Source organism: Sorangium sp. So ce362 (assembly GCF_051519845.1).
Taxonomy (GTDB): domain Bacteria; phylum Myxococcota_A; class Polyangia; order Polyangiales; family Polyangiaceae; genus Sorangium.
Window position 1 is genome coordinate 11,590,517 of the sequence record NZ_CP150332.1, and the last position, 17,253, is coordinate 11,607,769.

The window sequence follows — 17,253 nt, forward strand, 5'->3', positions numbered from 1 at the left end:
GATCGTGGGCAGAGTTCGTGATCGGGGTCCGCAAAGAGATGTTCGAGGCGGATTCATGCGCCGTCGACCCGAGCGGGGACGCTATTCCGGATCGCGATCGGTGATACGATGATCGAGGTCGTCACCGGCCGCTCTCGCGACCCGAACCGGGCCGGGTCGGGTCGCCCTGGAGGCCCCGGGGTGCCCCCTCACCGGCGCGCAGCGCACCGGCCGGGATAAGCCACCGACACGCCCGCCGCGCTCGCGGCGCACGCGTTGCCGTACGTCTTGCCGTCACAGCCGCAGACCGGGACGAACTCCTTCGTGCACGCCTTCGGGATGGGCGCGCAGATGCCCGTCTGATCGGCGGCGCCGCACATCGCCTTGGGCTCGTACTCACAGAACAGACCGTGCTCGCAGTCGAGGCCGGCAATGCCGCCGCAGGCGCTCCCCTCGCCCCCGCCGCCCACCTTGAGCTCCTCCGCCCCGGACTCTATCGACTCGGAGGCGCCGTCGGTCGCCTCCACCTGACAGCCGGCGCCGAGCGGGACCAGCGAGAGCGCGAGCCAGAGGACGGATGCCATACGATGGTTCTTGATACGATCCTGAGCGTTCATGATGTTCCTTCCAGAATGCCTCACCGATCCTGGCGAGGCGATAGTCATGCACGAGCCGCTCCACCGGAGCGGAAAACGGCGCCCCGCGGCGACGTCCGGCGCGGCGGAGGCGTGATCCCCTTGGCAGGAGTCGGACCATGCGAGCCCTTCGGCTCGCGCGCTCGGCCGCGGCGTCTGGGCTGTCCGGATCGAGCGAGGGCTCGCTCAGGTGAGCGAGCCCTCGCTCGATCTGCGCGGGGCCCCGCGCAGAGCACAGCGCGAGCGCGTCGGTGCCGAGCACGAGGTGCGCGGGTGGGTTCTCTTCGCCGAGGATCGCGAGCATCGCCCGGCCGGCCTTCGCGGGATCGCCGACCTGATTTCCGTGCCTCGCTCGTCGCGTCGCGCGGATCGGGTCCATCACCGCGTCGTAGTCCTTGATGCGACGCTCGGAGCGCACCAGCGAGCGCCCCGCCCAGTCGGTGCGGAAGCCGCCCGGCTCGATGCACGTGACGCCCGCGCCCTCGTGGCCGTAGCCCGCGTTGTTTACCAGCACGTCGATGCGTCCGAAGTCGCGCTGCACCTCGGAGACGAACGGGGTGATGGCCTCCGTGCTCGTCATCTCCAGGATGCGCCCGTGCGCGCGGCCTTTCGCCAGCGCCTCGAACGAAGCGCGCGCCTCCTCGGTGCGCACGGTGCCGATGACCTGATGCCCTTCCGCGAGCGCGGCCTCGGTGAAGGCGCGCCGGAGCCCGGTGCTGACGCCCGTGACGACGACTACCGCATCGCTCGACTTGCCCATGGTTCGTGCTCCTCGTGGTTGAAGACGCACCATCCATGCGACGCGAAGCAGGCAAAGAGAACAGCGAAGGCGCTACGAGGACTTTGAAGCTATAACTTCACAATCATGGGCGTCCCCGGACTTGACGGTGTCGAGCAGTTCCTCCTGGTCGCGGAGCTGGGCTCCTTCTCCGCCGCCGCGCGCAGGCTCGCCGTCTCGCCATCGGCGGTGAGCCTGGCCGTGCGGCACCCGGAACAGCGCCTCGGGACGGCGGCCGAGCCCCCGCGAGGTGGCCGGCAGCTGGGCGTGACGCTCTGTCAACCCAGGGCAGGTCCCGCAGTTGGGGCTTGACGCCTCCGAAGCGCTTTGACTTGCTCAGGCGCCAAACCCCGCAGCCGAAGGATTCCACCGTGTCGATCAAGGACCACCTCTCCCTCTCGCCCAAGGTCAGGAAAGCGCTCGCCGACGGCCGGCCGGTGGTGGCGCTGGAATCGACCATCATCACGCACGGCATGCCTTATCCGCAGAACCTCGAGATGGCGCAGCGCGTGGAGGCGGTGATCCGCTCGAACGGGGCCGTGCCGGCGACGATCGCCATCATGGACGGCAAGCTCAAGGTGGGCGTGAAGGCCGAAGATCTCGAGCGGCTGGCCAAGGCGGGCGGCAAGGCGGCGAAGGCCTCGCGGCGCGACGTGGCGGCGCTCCTGGTCTCGGGCGCGATGGCCGGAACGACGGTGGCGACCACGATGATGACGGCGGCCTGGGCCGGTATCCGGGTGTTCGCCACGGGCGGCATCGGCGGCGTGCATCGCGGGGCGGAGACGACCTTCGACATCTCCGCCGACCTCGAGGAGCTGCGTCAGACGCAGGTGGCGGTGGTCTGCGCGGGGGCCAAGTCGATCCTCGACATCCCCAAGACGCTGGAGACGCTGGAGACCCATGGCGTGCCGGTCCTGGGCTACAAGACCGAGGATTTCCCGGCCTTCTGGGCGCGGCAGAGCGGGCAGAAGGTGGACCACAGGGTCGAGAGCGCCAAGGAAGCGGCCAGGGTCATCGCGCTGCAGTTCGAGCTCGGCATGGGTGGGGTCCTGGTGGCCAACCCGATCCCCGAAAGCCATGCCATGGACGCCAGGGCGATGGAGGCGCGGATCGAGGAGGCGATCAAGGGCGCCGAGGCAGAGGGCGTGAGCCGCAAGGACCTGACGCCGTTCCTCTTGAAGCGCATCTTCGAGCTCACCGAGGGCAAGAGCCTCATCGCCAATATCGCTCTGGTCGAGAACAACGCGGCAGCGGCGGCGGACATCGCGGTGGCGATGAGCAAGCTCGGGGCCAAGCCGAGGGCAAAGCCGAAGGCCACGGCATGAGCGAGGCCGACCGCGTGCTCCAGCCATTCATCGCAGGTTAGCTCTCGCTGACGGTCTGACGGATCGTTCGCCGACCTGGGTTCTCGGTGACGCGGGCCGAACGTCCTCGTGGTAACGTCGCCGGAGGGCGCCCTGAGACTACCCGAGCGCCTGAACCTCACCGGCCGATCCGCGACGCGAAAGTCCGGCGATGATCCAGGCGCGGAGAGGATCCGGCCGGCCCGGACGGGGTTGACTCCTGCCCCGGCCCGGCGACGATGCTGGCATTGCGCTCCACCTGGTCACCACCTGATTCGAGAGGAATGATGAAGCAACATGAACGCCTGGGCCCCCGCTTTGCTGCTATGGCGTGCTTGGCCACGGCTCCGGTGCTGGCTTGCTCCAGCACGACAGAAGGCGGAATGGCCCACGTCGCCAGTCCGCCGGCCGCCTCCCCGGCTCAAGTCGCCTCATCGACGGCCGATAGATCCGTCTGTGCTGCGCCGCTTCGAGTGCTTCTCTTCCCCTACGTCCCTTCATGCAAACCCAACGATTCGTTTGTTCACATGCGACTCCGCATGGAGCGCGAGTTCTTCGAGACGACGAAGCGCTGCGTGAGCATCACGGTGGCCGACCCGAACGACGCCCTCTACTCGCCGGATGTCCTGGCCAAGTACATGGGGACCAGCGAACCGCGCTTCGACGTCGTTGAGCTGGACACCCTTGTCCTTGGTGAAGTCAAGGACCGCGACGTCATCAAAGCCTGGCCCGCGGATGTCGATACAGGGGACTGGCTCGCGCCGGCGAGGGAAGCTTCTACCGTTGATTCGCAGATGTACGGGGTGCCCCACCTGATGTGCAGCGAGTTCATCCTCTCTCGAAGCAGGCAAGTCCTCGAGGCAAAGACGGCGGGCGATCTCGTGAAGGCCCTCAAGGCCTCTGGCGGCGCAGCGCCTTCATTGGTCGGCGATGCGGCTGGAAGCTGGACGTTGCCCAGCCTCTACCTCGACGCATGGCGGGACACATATCCCCAGAGAGATGTGGCGAACGCGATCTCCGCAACTCTGGACATGTCTGTCATCGGGTCCCTGAAGAGCACGCTCGGTCAATGCGAGGCCACCGGCTCCAACGTGTGCATCACCGCGGACGGCAAGTACGACGACACCACCAAAGCTGCCGAGGAATTCGGCCAAGGCCAGGTCGCGGCGACCTTCGGTTACTCGGAGCGTCTTCACGCTGCGCTCCGAGTCGCCAAGGACCCGGAGCGCATCGGCATCGCGCCGGCGCCCTTCGGCGATGGTCGTAATCTTCTGCTGTTCACGGACGCATTCGTGGTTCGAAAGGGTTGCGACGACGAGTGCATGGCCGCCGCGCGAAATTTCGTGAAATACATCAATAGTCCTTCTACCATGAAATGGTATTTGTTCGCGGAGGAGTGTCCCGACAAGGTCCCTCCGCGGTACCTCATTCCTGCGACGAGGTCGGCCTTCGAGCTGCCGGAGGTGAAGGGTGACAGGCACTACGCTTCGATTCGAGGTGCTATCGAGGCCGGTGCGCCCTTTCCAAACCGTGGTCTCTACGCGGTCAGGAAGAAGATGCGAGACGACATCCTGAAGCAACTGAACGTCTCATCACCGCCCTGATGAGAAAGACCATGGGATGGCTCTCCTCCTCGGGTCGGGAGGACTGCGCGAGAAGCCGAGCCGCGCCGGGCCGGCCAGGCCGCCGCGCACCCGCGGGGTGGCCGACCTGCTACGATGGCAACCCGATGTGGAGTGCTGGACGAGGAGGCATGAGCGCGGCGCCGCGATCGCGCTCCGTTCACTGGCTCGATCACGCGGCCGCCGTCCTGTCGCGCCGCCGCCGGCTGTTCGCGGGCGGCTGGGGAGACGAGGGGGTGCTCGGCCGGCTGCCGGCCGTCGCGCGGTTCGCGGCGCCGCCGCGCGCGGCGGACGTCACCTGGGGTAGGGGGCGGCGGGCAGGGCCCCTCGAGGTGACCGACGGCTGGTTCGCGGCTGCGTGCCCCGGGCTGCCGCCCTGCGCGAGCACGGCGTTCGTGCGCCGCATCGCGCCGGCGGCGCCCGCGAAAGGTCGCCGGCGGCCGGTCTACGTGGCGCTGGCGGCGTCCGGCGAGGAGGGCTTCGCGGCCCGGACGCGGCTGTGGCGGCCGCTCGCCGCGCGCGAGGGCATCGAGGTGATCCTGCTGGAGAACGCCATGTACGGGCTGCGCCGGCCCGCGGGGCAGCGCGGCACGGCCATCCGCACGGTGGCCGAGCATCTGCTGATGAACCTCGCGACGGTGGAGGAGACGCGGGCGCTCGTGGAGCATCTCGCCTGCGAGGGGTACGAGCGCATCGGCGTCGTCGGCTTCAGCATGGGCGGGGTCTCGGCCGCGCTGGCGGCGGCGGTGACGGCGCGGCCGCTCGCGGTGGCGGTCCTCGGCGCGGGGCGCAGCGTCGTGCCGGTGTTCACCGAGGGGATGCTGTCGGTCAGCGTCGAGTTCGAGGCGCTGGGCGGGGCGTCGGCGGCGCGGGCTCGGCTCGGAGCGCTGTTCGGCGCCGCGGATCTCGACCGCCACCCGGCGCCGCGGCGGTCCGATGCCGTGGTCATCGTGGGCGGGCGCCACGACGGGTACGTGTTCCCCGAGCAGGTCGAGGAGCTCCACGCGCTCTGGAGGGCGAGCGAGCTCCGGTGGCTCGACACCGGGCACGCGGGCGCGGTCGTCTATCAAGGGGAGGCGCTCCGGCGCGCGGCGGTCGACGCGATGGAGCGGCTGGGGCCGTAGCGACAGCGCGACAGCGCGAGCCGACCCAGGTTGGGCCGCGCCGCCCCGTCGCGCAGCCCACGCCGGCCGCCGCTCAGCGCCGGTAGACGCGCACGTAGTCGACGAGCATCCGCTGCGGGAAGGACGTGGACCCGTTCGGCGATCCCGGCCAGTTGCCGCCGGCCGCCACGGGAATACCCGGGACCGTGCAGGCTGCCGTGGAGCGTCGACGGCTCGTGGCCGACGTTCTCCATGATATCGATCTCGCCGCAGCTCGGCCTATTGATCGGCGCCCTGCGGCGTCGCGGAAATCACCATCGCCCCGCTCTCCTGGCGAACGTTCTCGAGCCGGTTCGTGTAGTGCTGCAGCTCGCTGTTGCCCCAGCCGTGGCCGCCGGTCTCGGCCGACCACTTCGAGCCGTCGATCGCCGACCCGCTCGGCCCGTTGAACTCGTCCGAGAAGACGAGGCGCCAGCCACGGAGATCACCCCCGAGGGATCGCGGGCGGCGCGTGCCCGGAGGCCACGCCGCGGCCGCTACGCCTAGGCGCGGCGGGGCGAGCGATCGCCTCGAGCGCCCTCCGGGCCTGCGCGGAGCGGACCCGCGCCGTGAAGAGCACGGACAGGGGCTCCGGGCTATGCTGCCGCGCCGCCAGCACGAGAGCGCATGACCCACCCCACGACAGCCTCAGCACCGATGGGCCCCGGCGCGCCCGCCCTGCGCCCGTACCAGCGCGCCGCCGTCGACGCCGTGCTCGCGGCCCGCAGACGCGGCGTCCGGCGCATGGTCGTGTGCCTCCCCACCGGCGCTGGCAAGACGGTCATCTTCTCCCATCTCGCCCGCCTCGCCAGGCGGCAGGTCCTCGTCCTCGCCCACCGCGAAGAGCTGCTCTTCCAGGCCAAGGACAAGATCGAGCGCGCCCTCGGCGGACAGGCCACGGTCGCCGTCGAGCAGGGCGATCTCCGCGCCTCGTCGGACGCGCGCGTCATCGTCTGTTCCATCCGCTCCCTCCACGAGAAGCGGCTGGAGCAGGTCACCGGCGGCCGCGATATCGGCCTCGTGATCTACGACGAATGCCACCACGCCCCCGCCGAGGACAACCGCCGCGTCCTCCGCCAGCTCGGCGCCTTCGACCCCGCGTGGACAGGCACCCTCCTCGGGTTCACCGCCACGACGGCCCGCGGCGACGGCAAGGGCCTCGACGAGGTCTTCGAGGCGATCGTCTACAGCCGCACCCTCCCCGAGATGATCGCGGACGGCTACCTCGCCCCCCTCACCGGCTACCGCGTCGCCACCGCCACCGACCTCTCCCGCCTCGACGCCGGCGGCCTCGACTTCGCCACGGACGAGCTCGAGGACGCCGTCGACATGGAGGAGCGCAACGCGCTCGTCGCCCGCTCCATTCAAGAGCTCGCCCGCGATCGCCGCACCATCGCCTTCTGCGTCACGGTCGCGCACGCCAGGAACCTCTCGAAGGCGCTCAACCACCTCGGCGTCCGAGCCGCCTATGTCCACGGCGACATGCCTTCCGACCTCCGCGGCCGGGTCCTCGCCGATTTCCGGGAAGAGCGCGTCCAGGTCCTCACCAACGTCGCTGTCCTCACCGAGGGCTTCGACGACCCTGGCGTCTCCTGCATCGCGATGGCCCGCCCCACCCGCTCGGATGGGCTCTACGCCCAGTGCGTCGGGCGCGGCACCCGCCTCCATCCAGGCAAGAAGGATTGCCTCATCCTCGATTTCGTCGACCTCTCCTCGCTCCAGCTGTGCACGCTCCCCTCGCTCTTCGGTATGCCCCGCGACCTCGATCTCGAGGGCAGGGACGCCGCGGAGGCGGGCCGCTTCTATCGGCAGGTGGCCTTCGACTACCCCGGGTTCGAGGTCGAGGCGGGCCGCATCACGCTGCGCGAGATCCAGGAGCGCGCCGCGCACTTCGATCCCGTGAGCCTCCGCGTCGACCCCGAGGTGCTGGCCATCTCGCGCAATGCGTGGGCCTCTCTCGGCCGCTTCGGCCTCACGCTTCATTTCGAGAGGAAGCCTGGAGCGATCAGCGAGGTCGTCGTCCTTGCCCGCGGGGGTCGCGGGAAGCGGTGGCACGTCCTGCTGGATGGCAAGCTGGTCGAGCGCTTCTCCACCCTCGAGGAGGCGGTGGCCGCCGTCGATTACGAGGTCGCGCGCCGCGGCCCCGCGGCCGGCGCTTCGGCGCGCCACGAAGCGCCGTGGCGCAGGGGAAAGCCCCCCGTGACCCTGCCGGCCGAGCCCCCGAGGGGCCATGCCCCGCCGAGCACCCTGGAACAGGCCATGATCCTCGCGGTGTGGGCGAGGGTCACCGCGCCGCGCGAGGAGCGATGAGCCGGACACCCCGGCGGCGCTCGATCTGCCCGCGGAAATGCGCCTGCCGGGTCGCTCCGCGGCGAGCGCCCGTGTAGGCTGCAGCGCCCGGTGGGCCGCGTGGCCCGCAGGCCGCGGAGGACCGCCATGATCACCCTCTACCAGGGCCCCGCCGCGTGGGGCATCCCGAACATCAGCCCGTTCTGCGTCAAGCTCGAGACCTGGCTGCGCATGGCCGGCCTCCCGTACGAGGTGCGCGCCGGCGAGGTGCGCGGCGCGCCGAAGGGCAAGATCCCGCACGTCGAGATCGACGGCCGCAGGATGGGCGACTCGCAGCTCATCATCGAGCACCTGGAGCGCGTCCACGGCGACAGGCTCGACGCCCACCTTGCCCCCGAGGCGCGCGCGCGCGGCCACGTGATCCGGCGCATGCTCGACGAGGCGTTCTACTGGGTGGTGGTGTACGCGCGCTGGGTCGAGCCCGACGCGTGGGCGGTCTACCGCCCCATCATCCTGTCGCTCATGCCCCCGGTCATCGGCGGTCCGATCGTCGAGCTCATCCGCAGGAGGATAAAGAGCATGCTCCGCGCGCAGGGCACCGGGCTCCACAGCCGCGAGGAGGTTTACGAGATGGGCAAGGCGGACCTCACCGCGCTCGCCGCCCTGCTCGGCGACCAGCCCTTCATGCTCGGGGCCGAGCCGAGCTCCGTGGACGCGACCGTGTACGCGTTCCTCGTCAGCGTGCTGCGCTTCCCCGCCGACTCGCCGGTGAAGCGCCACGCCGAGGCCCAGCCGCACCTCGTCGCCTACTGCGAGCGTATGCGGCAGCGCTACTATGCCGACTGGAAGCCGGGCGCTTCGCGCGGAGAGTAGAGTAAGAGATAGGAGCTCATCCTCCGTGGAACATTGGACTGCTTTGATCCCGGGCGCGAGCATCGCCGGTCCCGCCCTCGTCTTGAGGCTCGCGCGCTACGGATTCCGGCCCGTCGTCGTGGAACGTGCCGACGCGCTCCGGCTTGGCGGGCAGAACATCGACGTCCGGGGCGCGGCGCGGAAGGTCGTCCGTGACAGCAGATCTCTGCTGAAACGAGAGGACCGGATCATGCGTCGTCTCGGTGATGGTCGGGGGCGCTCCGCGGCTTCTGTCTCGTCGTCGCTCTCGGCGCGGGGTTCTGGCTCCTGCGCCGTGGCGATCGCATAGACGTCGCCGGCATTCGCCTCGTGCGGCAAGGCACGAAGGTGGTCTGCCATCTCTTGCTTGCTGCGCCAGCGCTCGAACGTCAGCTGCTGGCTCTCGCCCAGCGCGATGTCGAAGCGGTGCGCGCCGAGGGTCGCGAGGTAGTCCAGACAGCGGTAGCTCACGTCACGCTGAATCGTGGTGAACTCGAAGGAGAGCGCCGGCAGCTGCCGGGTCAGGCCGGCGAGCACTTGGTCTTCGAAGCCCTCGACGTCGATCTTGATGAAGACCGGCGCGCCGTGCGTCGCGATCAGCTCGTCGAGCGTCGTCACGAGAACGTCGATCTGCCGGTCCCACACCTGTCCCTCCCAGCCGGGCTGACCGGCGGCCGCTGCGATGAAGGCGGGCGAGGCGGTGGTCACCGTGGGGTTCGCCGTGTTGACGTGCATGACGAGGCGGCCGGGCGCGGCGCCGCAGGCGGCTTCGACCAGGGTGACGTCGGGATCCGCGCCGTAGAGCGCGCGAAGGGCGCGCGCGCAGAGGGGCTGCGGCTCCAGCGCGACGACGCGCGCGCCGAGGCGGCGGAACGACGCGACGCGGTCGCCGACGTGCGCGCCGATGTCGAACGCGAGGTCGCCGGGCTTGAGAAAGCGCGCGTAGAGGCGATCCATCGCGGCGTCGCGGGCCGGGTCGCCGTAACCGATCGCGAGCGAGCGGCCGAGCGGGAGGAAGGCCGGATCTGTGCGGAGATCGGCAGGGCTGGGCACGGCTGGGCCTCCGGGGGGTGATTGTAGGGTTTGGGCCCGCGCCCGCAAGCGGGCCACGCGGGTTGTGTCGAGAGCCGCGGCGGCGGCGCACCCTGCGCTCCGGCTCGTCGACCGCCGCCTCAGCGCGACTTCCCGGAGGTCCCGGGGAAATCCTTGCGCTTGATCTTGGCGCGCCGGCCGTCGGGGTGGTGGAACACGATCCCCTCGGCGAGGTGGCCCGGGGAGAAGCGGCTCTCCAGGTGCGAGAACAGGCTGTGGAGGCCCTCATAGGTCCTCGCGACCTCGTCGTAGACGGGGATCTCGAGGTTGAACGGCACGCAGAGGTGCCTTGTCAGCCCGAGCGGGTTGCCCTGAATGCTCGGTCCGAGCGCCTCGGCCGAGTGCTCGCCGTCCGGCCAGCGCTGGAAGTCGGTCTCGCGGACCGCCTCGAAGATCCACTTGTCTTCCGGTCCGTGCTCGTCCGCGTCGACGTACCAGCCGTCGATGATTCCCTGCTGCTTCTGGAGCTTGCTCGGGTTCCTGCGCTTCTCGACCCGGACCACATGGCCCGAGCGAAGGGTCAGCCGCACGTTCGTGCCGTCGAGCTTCTCGGTGGGGCGGCCCTCGCCCGCAAAGACCCACTCGCAGCCCTGGCGCGGCCGCGGGAGCACCTTGAAGTCGTCGCCACGATCGAAGATCGTCGGAATCTTTTCCATGACCTGAATGCCCTTTCTCACGTGGCCGAGTAGCTCTTCCGGTGTGATGACGCCCCCGGCGAGGCCGCTCGCCAGGGCGCGCACGAGATCCGCGACAGAGGTGCTCGCCTCGAGCGCCACGCGCTTCAGCGCTTTCCGCTCCTCCGGCGAGACCCACGCAACCAGGCGTGACCAGCCGTCGGGCGGGACCCATGTCGAGAGCCGCTCTGGATCTTTCCTCGGTCTGCCGCGCGGACGGCCTGGTGCTGCTGTCACGGAGGGCAGGATGAGGCGGAATTTCTGTTGTGTCAATTGGCAAAACAGAAAATGGACGCGGCGCTCAGGTGCTTGCGGCGATGGGGGAGCCCCGCCTAGATTCGCGCTCGCCTGCGCGCTTCTCCGTCACTGGGCCTCATCACGCGAAGCGCTCGTCGCGGTCGCTCTCCATCACCCGCATCACCCGCTTCTCCGGACGGGCATCACAGGTCAGTTGAGGATCCCTTGATTTCGTTCATCGCCGCCTTCGACCTGCCGGACGCGAACGACCGCGACCCTGCCGCGTTTCTTCGCCGTACGGCGCTGCTCATCGGCGAGCGGATGCCGTCGGTGGGGCCGGAGCCCCGGATCACGCTGACGGTCCTGCCGGAGGTGGGCGGCGGGTGGGCGCTCCTCGTGCCGGAGCCGCGGCCGCGGCTCACCCTGATCGAGCAGGTGGTCACCGACACGCACGCTGTGCTGTTGTTCGGCGACCTCCAGGGCGAATCCAGGGCGTCGCCCGCGAGCGCCGTCCTCCGCGCCTGGACGTCGGGCGGCGGGGCCTCCGTGGCTGCGCTCGACGGCAACTTCTCCGCCATCATCGTCGACCGCGCGGAGCGCACGGTCGCGGTGATCTCGGATCTGCTCGGCCGCCGGGCGCTGCGCACCCTGCACGCGGGCGGGGTCCTCTACGTCTCTCCGCACGACGTCGCGCTCGCGGCGACCGGGGCGTGCCCTGTCGAGATCGATCGCGCCTCGGCGTGCTCGATCCTCGCGGCCGACTGGTCCATCGGCGGGCGGCCGCTGCTCGCGGGCGTCGAGCCGTGCGATCCTGCGCACTGGCTGCGCTTCCGGGGCGGCCGCCTGGAGCGGCTCGCCGCGCCGCTCGGGCTGTTCGAGCGCCGCGTCGATGCGCGTGACGCGGCCGCGGTCAGGGAGCGGACCGACCAGATCGTCGACACCATGCGCGAGAACACGCGCTTCGCCGCGGCGGGCTGCGACACGGTCCAGGCCGACCTGACCGCGGGCATCGACAGCCGCGCGGCCTTCGCGCTGCTCGCGTCGGTCGTGCCGGCGGAGCGCATCGTCGCCAGGACCACCGGCGCGGCCGACAGCCTCGACGTGCGCGTGGCCAGGCGCATCGCCGCCCTCTCGGGCGTGCGCCACGCGCACCGCGAGCTGGACATGCCCATCCACGATGATTTCAGCCGTCACGCGGATCTCATCGCGTTTCACATGAACGGCGACTCCAGCGCCAAGCGCGCCATCGACAGCTATCCGAGCTGGGACGACGAGCGCCCCCTGAACTTCGAGGGGGGCGGAGGCGAGGTCTTCCGTGGCTATTACTACGCTCGCCCCGGCCAGTACCGGCGGGTGGCCAGCGCCAGCGCCGGCGACGTCGCGGCGTTCTTCGTCCGGAAGTGGCGCCGCCTGACCGCGCTGGGCTATCGCTCACCCGATATTCCGGCCGCCGTCCGCGAGCGCACGCTGGCGGTGGTCGAGGCGATGTTCCGGCGCTCGCCCGACCTGCACGACGTGCTCGATCAATTCTACCTCTTCGAGCGGTATGGCCGCTGGGGCGCGCTCACGTCGCGCTTCCTCTGGTGGAGGACCTTCACCCCGTACGCGAGCCCATCCGTCGTGCGGCTGGCGTTCAGCTTGCCCTCCCCGATAAGCACGCACGCGGCCCTCCACGACGCCATCGTGCGTCGCTTCTTGCCGTCCGCGCGCAGCATCCTCGTGAACAGCAACTCCCTGCTTCCGCTCCAGGGGGCCGGGCTCACGCGCCGGCTCGCGCGGGATCTGCTCTATGTCACCGGCGAGATCTGGCGAGCGGCGGCGGCGTGGCGCGGCCGCTCGGTCAAGGAGCGCCGCTCGGCGGACGCCACGCGCGCCGACGCGATCGCGGGGCCGCTCCACGCCTACGCGCGCGACGTGCTCCTCTCGCGAGACAGCATCGCCGTGGATCTGCTCGGGCACGGGCCCGTCGCGCGCTTGCTGGACGAGCACAGGGCGCGCCGGCAGCACCTGGAGAGCCTGTGCAACCTCCTCGGCATCGAGCATTTCCGGCGCCTCGTCGTGTCCACCGCCGCGGCCGCATCCAGGCGCTGACGCCGGGGCCTCCGTCGGCGGCGTCTCCCACCCGCTGCCGGACGCGAGCACCGACCCGTACCCATGTGCGCGATCTCTCGGCGCCGGATGCCCTCGTGTCGCTCGCGCCCTCAGCGAGCCCCGCGGCAGGGCCGCGTGCTAGAGCTCCGCCATGGAAGCGCTGGATCTCCGCGCGGACCAGCTCGCCTCGGCGGTCGGCGCGCGGCCTCTTCTGCTGCTCGCGCTGCTCCTGGCCGGGACGGTGGGGGTGCTCCTCGGGCTCGTCGCGGTCGCCCGCCTCTCCGAGCGCCACGCGCGGGTGCTGTGGGCGCGGGCCGCCCGGGCCTACAGCGCGGCGGCCGAGCACCCGGTCACGCAGCGGCTCTCGATCCGGTTCCCTGCGGTCGCGCGCGTGCTGCGCGAGCTCTCCGCGGCCGAGTACCTCGTGATCCACCTCGCCCTCGGCCTCGTGCTCACCCTGGCCGCGCTCGTGTTCGTCGCGCTCGCGGAGGCGGTGAGCGGCGGCGCGTCGATCGTTCAGGTCGATCTCGCGCTGGCGCGCGCGCTCCACGCGTCGTCGAGCAGCGCCGGCGTGACGGCGCTCCGCGCCTTCACGTACCTCGGCAGCGGCTGGGCGCTCACGGTGCTGGCGATCGTCGTGGCCGCGGTGCTGCTGAAGCGGCGGCAGCGCGTCCTCGCGGTCGGCTGGCTGATCGCCCTCGCCGGGAGCGGGCTCCTCAACCGGGCGCTCAAGGCCCTGTTCGCGCGGCCGCGGCCGCTGTTCGACGAGCCGCTCGCGGTCGCCATGGGGTGGAGCTTCCCGAGCGGACACTCCATGGGCACGTTCGTGACGTTCGGCATGCTCTCGTACCTCGCGATCCTGTTCCTCCGGACGCTCCGCGCTCGCGTGGCGTTCGTCGCGTTCGCGCTCGGCTGGACCGTGGCGATGGGCTTCAGCCGGATATACCTCGGCGTGCACTACCTGAGCGACGTGCTCGCGGGGTTCGCCGCGGGCGGCGTGTGGCTGGCCGTCTGCGTCTCGGGGATCGAGGTCGCGCGGCGCCGGCCGAGCAGGATCGACGGCCGACCGCCCGCCGGCTGAACGGCCGCGGCGCCCGCCGCCGCGGCTCACCGCTCCACAAGCACGAACCGCGTCTTCCCCTCCCGCCACGCCAGGAGCAGCACCGGCTGCTTCCCCGTCGCGTCGACCTCCTGCTTCAGCTGCTCGGGGCTCGTCACCGGCTTCCGGTTCGCCTCCAGGACGATGTCCCCCGGCATCAGCCCGGCCCGCGCGGCAGGGCTGCCCGGGCTCAGCCCCAGGACGAGCGCGCCCTTCACGTCGGCCGGGATCTCGAACCGCCGCCGCAGCTCGTCCGAGGGCGCGGCGATCTCGATCCCGAGCGCGCCCGTCGACGTCGGCGCCGGCGTGGGCGCCTCCGGCTTCGGCTCCGGCAGCTCGTCGAGGGTCGCGGTGAGCTCGAGGTTCCGCCCGTCGCGGAGCACGCGCATCTCCACCGGGGTGCCCGGCTTCGTCTCGGCGATGCGCATCCGCAGCTCGCGGCCGTCGGTCAGGTGCTCTCCGCGCAGCGCGACGATCACGTCGCCGCGCCGGAGGCCGGCCTTGTCGGCGGCGCTCCCGCCGGACACGTCGCTGACCACCGCGCCGCGCGTGTCCGGCGGGAGCCCGAGCGCCTCGGCGAGCGAGGGCGACACGTCCTGGATCGCGACGCCGAGCGCGCCGCGGATCACGCGGCCGTGCTCCACGATCTGCTCCATCACCGCGCGGGCGAGCTTCGAGGGTACGGCGAACCCGATCCCCTGGTTGCCCTGCGCGCCGCGCGCGAGGATGGCCGTGTTGATCCCGATCAGCTCGCCCGCCATGTTGATGAGCGCGCCCCCCGAGTTGCCCGGGTTGATGGCCGCGTCGGTCTGGAGGAAGTCCTCGTAATCGACGATCCCCATGTTGCCGCGGCCGACGGCGCTGATGATCCCCTGGGTGACGGTCTGGCCGATGCCGAACGGGTTGCCGATCGCGAGCGCGAAGTCCCCCACGCGCACCGCGTCCGAGTCGCCGAACGGCGCGAACGCGAACTCGCCCCCGTCGAGCTTCAGCACCGCGACGTCGGTCTTCGCGTCCACGCCGACGACCGTCGCCTTCATCTCCGGCCTGCCCGGCAGGGCGACGCGCACCTGACTGGCGTCCTGGACCACGTGCGCGTTGGTGATCACGTGGCCCTCGCGCGACACGATCACGCCCGACCCGACGCTCTGCTCGCGCTGCACGCGAGGGCTCGGCGGCTGGCCCTCCGGTCCGCGCTGGGCGTCTCCGTCCATCCCGAAGAACTCGCGGAAGTACGGGTTCGAGAAGAACGGGATGCGCTCGGGGACCGGCGGGCGCACGAACCGCACCGAGGAGACGTTCACGACCGCGGGGCTCACGCGCGACACGATCGGGGCGAACCCCTCCTGGAGCGAGACCGCCTCGCGGGCGGAGGGCGGCACGTCGAGCGGCCCCGGCGCAGGCGGGGTCGCCTCGGCCATCTGCTCGACCCGGCGCTCCCCCCGGTCCAGGCAGCCGAGCGGAAGCGCGGTGATCACGGCGAGAGAAAGAGCCCAGCGTGCATGCATGCCGGCGCCGCATTCATCTCCCGTGCCCCCGCCCGCCGCGTCCGGCCGCCGTCACGGCGCCTCCGGCCTTCGCGGCCGCACCGTGGTCTCCCCCGGCGGCTTCTCCAGGAGGGGCGGCCCGCCGACCGGCAGCCAGACCTCGAAGACCGCGCCCCCCTTCTGGGCCTTGCGGTAGCTGATCTCCCCGCCGTGCTCGAACACGATCCGCTGCGCGATCGCGAGCCCCAGCCCCGTCCCCTTCTCCTTGCTTGTCGCGTACGGCTCGAACAGGCGCGGCACCATGTCCTCGGCCACGCCCGGCCCGTTGTCGCGCACCACGATCCGTACGCGGTCGTTCGGCAGCGGGCCGATCGTCACCGAGACGCGCGGATCGCGCCGGATCGCGCCCGCCGCGTCCAGCCCGTTCTGGACCAGGTTCGTGAGCACCTGGATCATCTGGTCCCGGTCCGCGGACACCCTCGGGATCGGGTCGGCCACGAGCTCCACGCGCGCCGCCGCCGCGCCGCCCGTCCCGCGCGTCTCGGTGACCATCGCCTCGCCCGCCGGCGCGGCGTGCAGCGTGACCACCCCGCGCGCGACCGCCACGAGGTCGACCGGCTCCAGGTGGGGCGCGGGCAGCCGGGCGAACCGGGTGAACTCGGTCACGATGTTCGCGATCCGGTGCACCTCGTTCAGCACCGTCGACGTCGCCTCCTCGAAGTAGTCGTCGAACGCCGGATCCTCGCGCTGCCGCAGCCGCCGCAGCGTCTCCACCGCCGCGCGGATGGGCGCCAGCGGGTTCTTGATCTCGTGGGCGATCTGGCGCGCGACCTCGCGCCGCGCCGCGATCCGCTCGGTCGCCGCCAGGCGCTTGCGCATCGCGGCGAGCTCGTCGATCGTCGCGTTGAACGCCGCCGCGAGATCCGCGATCTCCCGCCCCCCGCGCCCCTCCACCCGCCGCGGCGCGCCGCTCATCACCTCGCGCGTCTCGTGGGCCAGCGCCGCGATCGGCCGCGACAGGCTGCGCGCCAGCACCACCGCGATCCCGAGCGCGATCGCCAGCACCGTGGCGCCGGTCAGGGCGATCGCGCGATCGAGCCGGGCCAGCGCCTGCTTCAGCGGCTCGCGCGACACCGAGGCGACCACGTCGAGGCCCGGGATCTCCGTGAAGTCGAGGACGCGCACCACCTCGGCCTCGCTGCTCCGGGGGGCGGGCCGCCCCTCGGTCGCCGCCGTGAGCCGCACGTGGTACGCGTCGCCGATCCGCGCGAGCACGGGGCCGATCCGCCGCGCCCCCACGAGGCCGATCGTCACCCCGTGGCGCGACAGGGCGCAGTGGACCTCCAGCGACGGCTCGCCCCCCGCCTTCGCCGGCCGGAGCCGCGGCGCGCCCCCGGGGGCCTTGATCAGCTCCGCGAGCCGCGGGTCGCGGGCGCCGATGCGCGAGGCGTCCTCGGCCGCGAGGACGCTCCCGTTGCTCGCCACGAGCGACAGCTCGTCGAGGCGCAGCGCCTTGGCCTGGCTCGGGACCTGCCGGCGCAGCGCGATGCGGCTGCCCGGGTCCATCGCGTCCGGGTCGCCCTTGCCCCGCTCCAGCTCGACGTGGGCCTTGTCGACGAACGTGTCGTGCTGGCAGAGCGGCGGCAAGAGATCGCGCAGCGCCTCGGCCTCCCACGCGAGCTGCTGCCGGACGCCGGCGTGCGCCGCGGCGATCCGATCGGCGAAGCCGCTCTCGATGATCTCGCGCGACGCCTCGCGCAGGGTCAGGCCGACGAAGGCGGTCGCGATGATCGCGACGAGCCCGAAGGCGAGCAGGAGGCGAGCGGCGAGGGGCATGGCGGGGCGGCCGCGGCCGCATGGCCACCCCGGCGGCCAGGACGGCCGGGCGGCCGCC

Annotated in this window: 13 protein-coding genes and 2 pseudogenes; 8 read left to right on the top strand and 7 right to left on the bottom strand. The window is 71.6% G+C overall.

Going from position 1 to position 17,253, the window contains the following annotated elements:
* Positions 1-188 precede the first annotated feature (188 nt).
* Positions 189-476 carry a hypothetical protein gene (locus WMF17_RS44445; RefSeq protein ID WP_437604376.1) on the bottom strand — a complete coding sequence of 96 codons (288 nt, stop codon included), beginning with the start codon at positions 474-476 and terminating at the stop codon, positions 189-191.
* A complete protein-coding gene (locus WMF17_RS44450; RefSeq protein ID WP_437646996.1) occupies positions 376-1,407 on the bottom strand; it encodes an SDR family NAD(P)-dependent oxidoreductase in 1,032 nt (343 codons plus the stop codon). Before WMF17_RS44450 ends, WMF17_RS44445 begins: the two co-directional genes overlap by 101 nt.
* A gap of 72 nt (positions 1,408-1,479) precedes the next feature.
* On the opposite strand from WMF17_RS44450, the gene WMF17_RS44455 reads away from it, so the two are divergent.
* From WMF17_RS44455 to WMF17_RS44470, 4 genes are all read left to right on the top strand, one after another.
* Positions 1,480-1,704, top strand: a complete 225-nt coding sequence (locus tag WMF17_RS44455) for a helix-turn-helix domain-containing protein (protein WP_437646998.1) — start codon at positions 1,480-1,482, stop codon at positions 1,702-1,704.
* A 59-nt stretch (positions 1,705-1,763) separates the two neighbouring features.
* Complete coding sequence (locus tag WMF17_RS44460; RefSeq protein ID WP_437647000.1) at positions 1,764-2,717, top strand: pseudouridine-5'-phosphate glycosidase; 954 nt, start codon at positions 1,764-1,766, stop codon at positions 2,715-2,717.
* 557 nt (positions 2,718-3,274) lie between these two features.
* Positions 3,275-4,339 (top strand): extracellular solute-binding protein, encoded by a 1,065-nt coding sequence (locus WMF17_RS44465; RefSeq protein WP_437647002.1) that lies wholly within the window; start codon positions 3,275-3,277, stop codon positions 4,337-4,339.
* A 149-nt stretch (positions 4,340-4,488) separates the two neighbouring features.
* Complete coding sequence (locus WMF17_RS44470; RefSeq protein WP_437599600.1) at positions 4,489-5,481, top strand: alpha/beta hydrolase family protein; 993 nt, start codon at positions 4,489-4,491, stop codon at positions 5,479-5,481.
* 79 nt (positions 5,482-5,560) lie between these two features.
* On the opposite strand, the pseudogene WMF17_RS44475 reads toward WMF17_RS44470, so the two are convergent.
* A pseudogene (locus WMF17_RS44475) lies at positions 5,561-5,647 on the bottom strand (glycoside hydrolase family 16 protein); the annotation flags it as partial.
* Between the two features lie 479 nt (positions 5,648-6,126).
* On the opposite strand from WMF17_RS44475, the gene WMF17_RS44480 reads away from it, so the two are divergent.
* On the top strand, positions 6,127-7,809 hold the full coding sequence (locus tag WMF17_RS44480; RefSeq protein WP_437647004.1) for a DEAD/DEAH box helicase: 1,683 nt from the start codon (positions 6,127-6,129) through the stop codon (positions 7,807-7,809).
* A 126-nt stretch (positions 7,810-7,935) separates the two neighbouring features.
* Positions 7,936-8,661 (top strand): glutathione S-transferase family protein, encoded by a 726-nt coding sequence (locus WMF17_RS44485; protein WP_437647006.1) that lies wholly within the window; start codon positions 7,936-7,938, stop codon positions 8,659-8,661.
* A gap of 324 nt (positions 8,662-8,985) precedes the next feature.
* Here the strand turns inward: WMF17_RS44485 and WMF17_RS44490 are convergent.
* Together WMF17_RS44490 and WMF17_RS44495 are read right to left on the bottom strand one after the other, a co-directional pair.
* Positions 8,986-9,732, bottom strand: a pseudogene (locus tag WMF17_RS44490) (FkbM family methyltransferase); the annotation flags it as partial.
* A 119-nt stretch (positions 9,733-9,851) separates the two neighbouring features.
* Complete coding sequence (locus WMF17_RS44495) at positions 9,852-10,427, bottom strand: hypothetical protein (RefSeq protein ID WP_437599603.1); 576 nt, start codon at positions 10,425-10,427, stop codon at positions 9,852-9,854.
* 480 nt (positions 10,428-10,907) lie between these two features.
* Here WMF17_RS44495 and WMF17_RS44500 point away from each other — a divergent pair, with 480 nt between their 5' ends.
* A complete protein-coding gene (locus WMF17_RS44500) occupies positions 10,908-12,773 on the top strand; it encodes a hypothetical protein (RefSeq protein ID WP_437647008.1) in 1,866 nt (621 codons plus the stop codon).
* A gap of 151 nt (positions 12,774-12,924) precedes the next feature.
* The gene (locus WMF17_RS44505) at positions 12,925-13,854 is read left to right on the top strand and encodes a phosphatase PAP2 family protein (protein WP_437647010.1); all 930 of its coding nucleotides are present in this window, start codon (positions 12,925-12,927) and stop codon (positions 13,852-13,854) included.
* 26 nt (positions 13,855-13,880) lie between these two features.
* On the opposite strand, the gene WMF17_RS44510 is transcribed toward WMF17_RS44505, so the two are convergent.
* A complete protein-coding gene (locus WMF17_RS44510) occupies positions 13,881-15,350 on the bottom strand; it encodes a DegQ family serine endoprotease (RefSeq protein WP_437599607.1) in 1,470 nt (489 codons plus the stop codon).
* A gap of 81 nt (positions 15,351-15,431) precedes the next feature.
* Positions 15,432-17,195, bottom strand: a complete 1,764-nt coding sequence (locus tag WMF17_RS44515; protein ID WP_437647012.1) for a sensor histidine kinase — start codon at positions 17,193-17,195, stop codon at positions 15,432-15,434.
* Between the last annotated feature and the right edge of the window lie 58 nt (positions 17,196-17,253).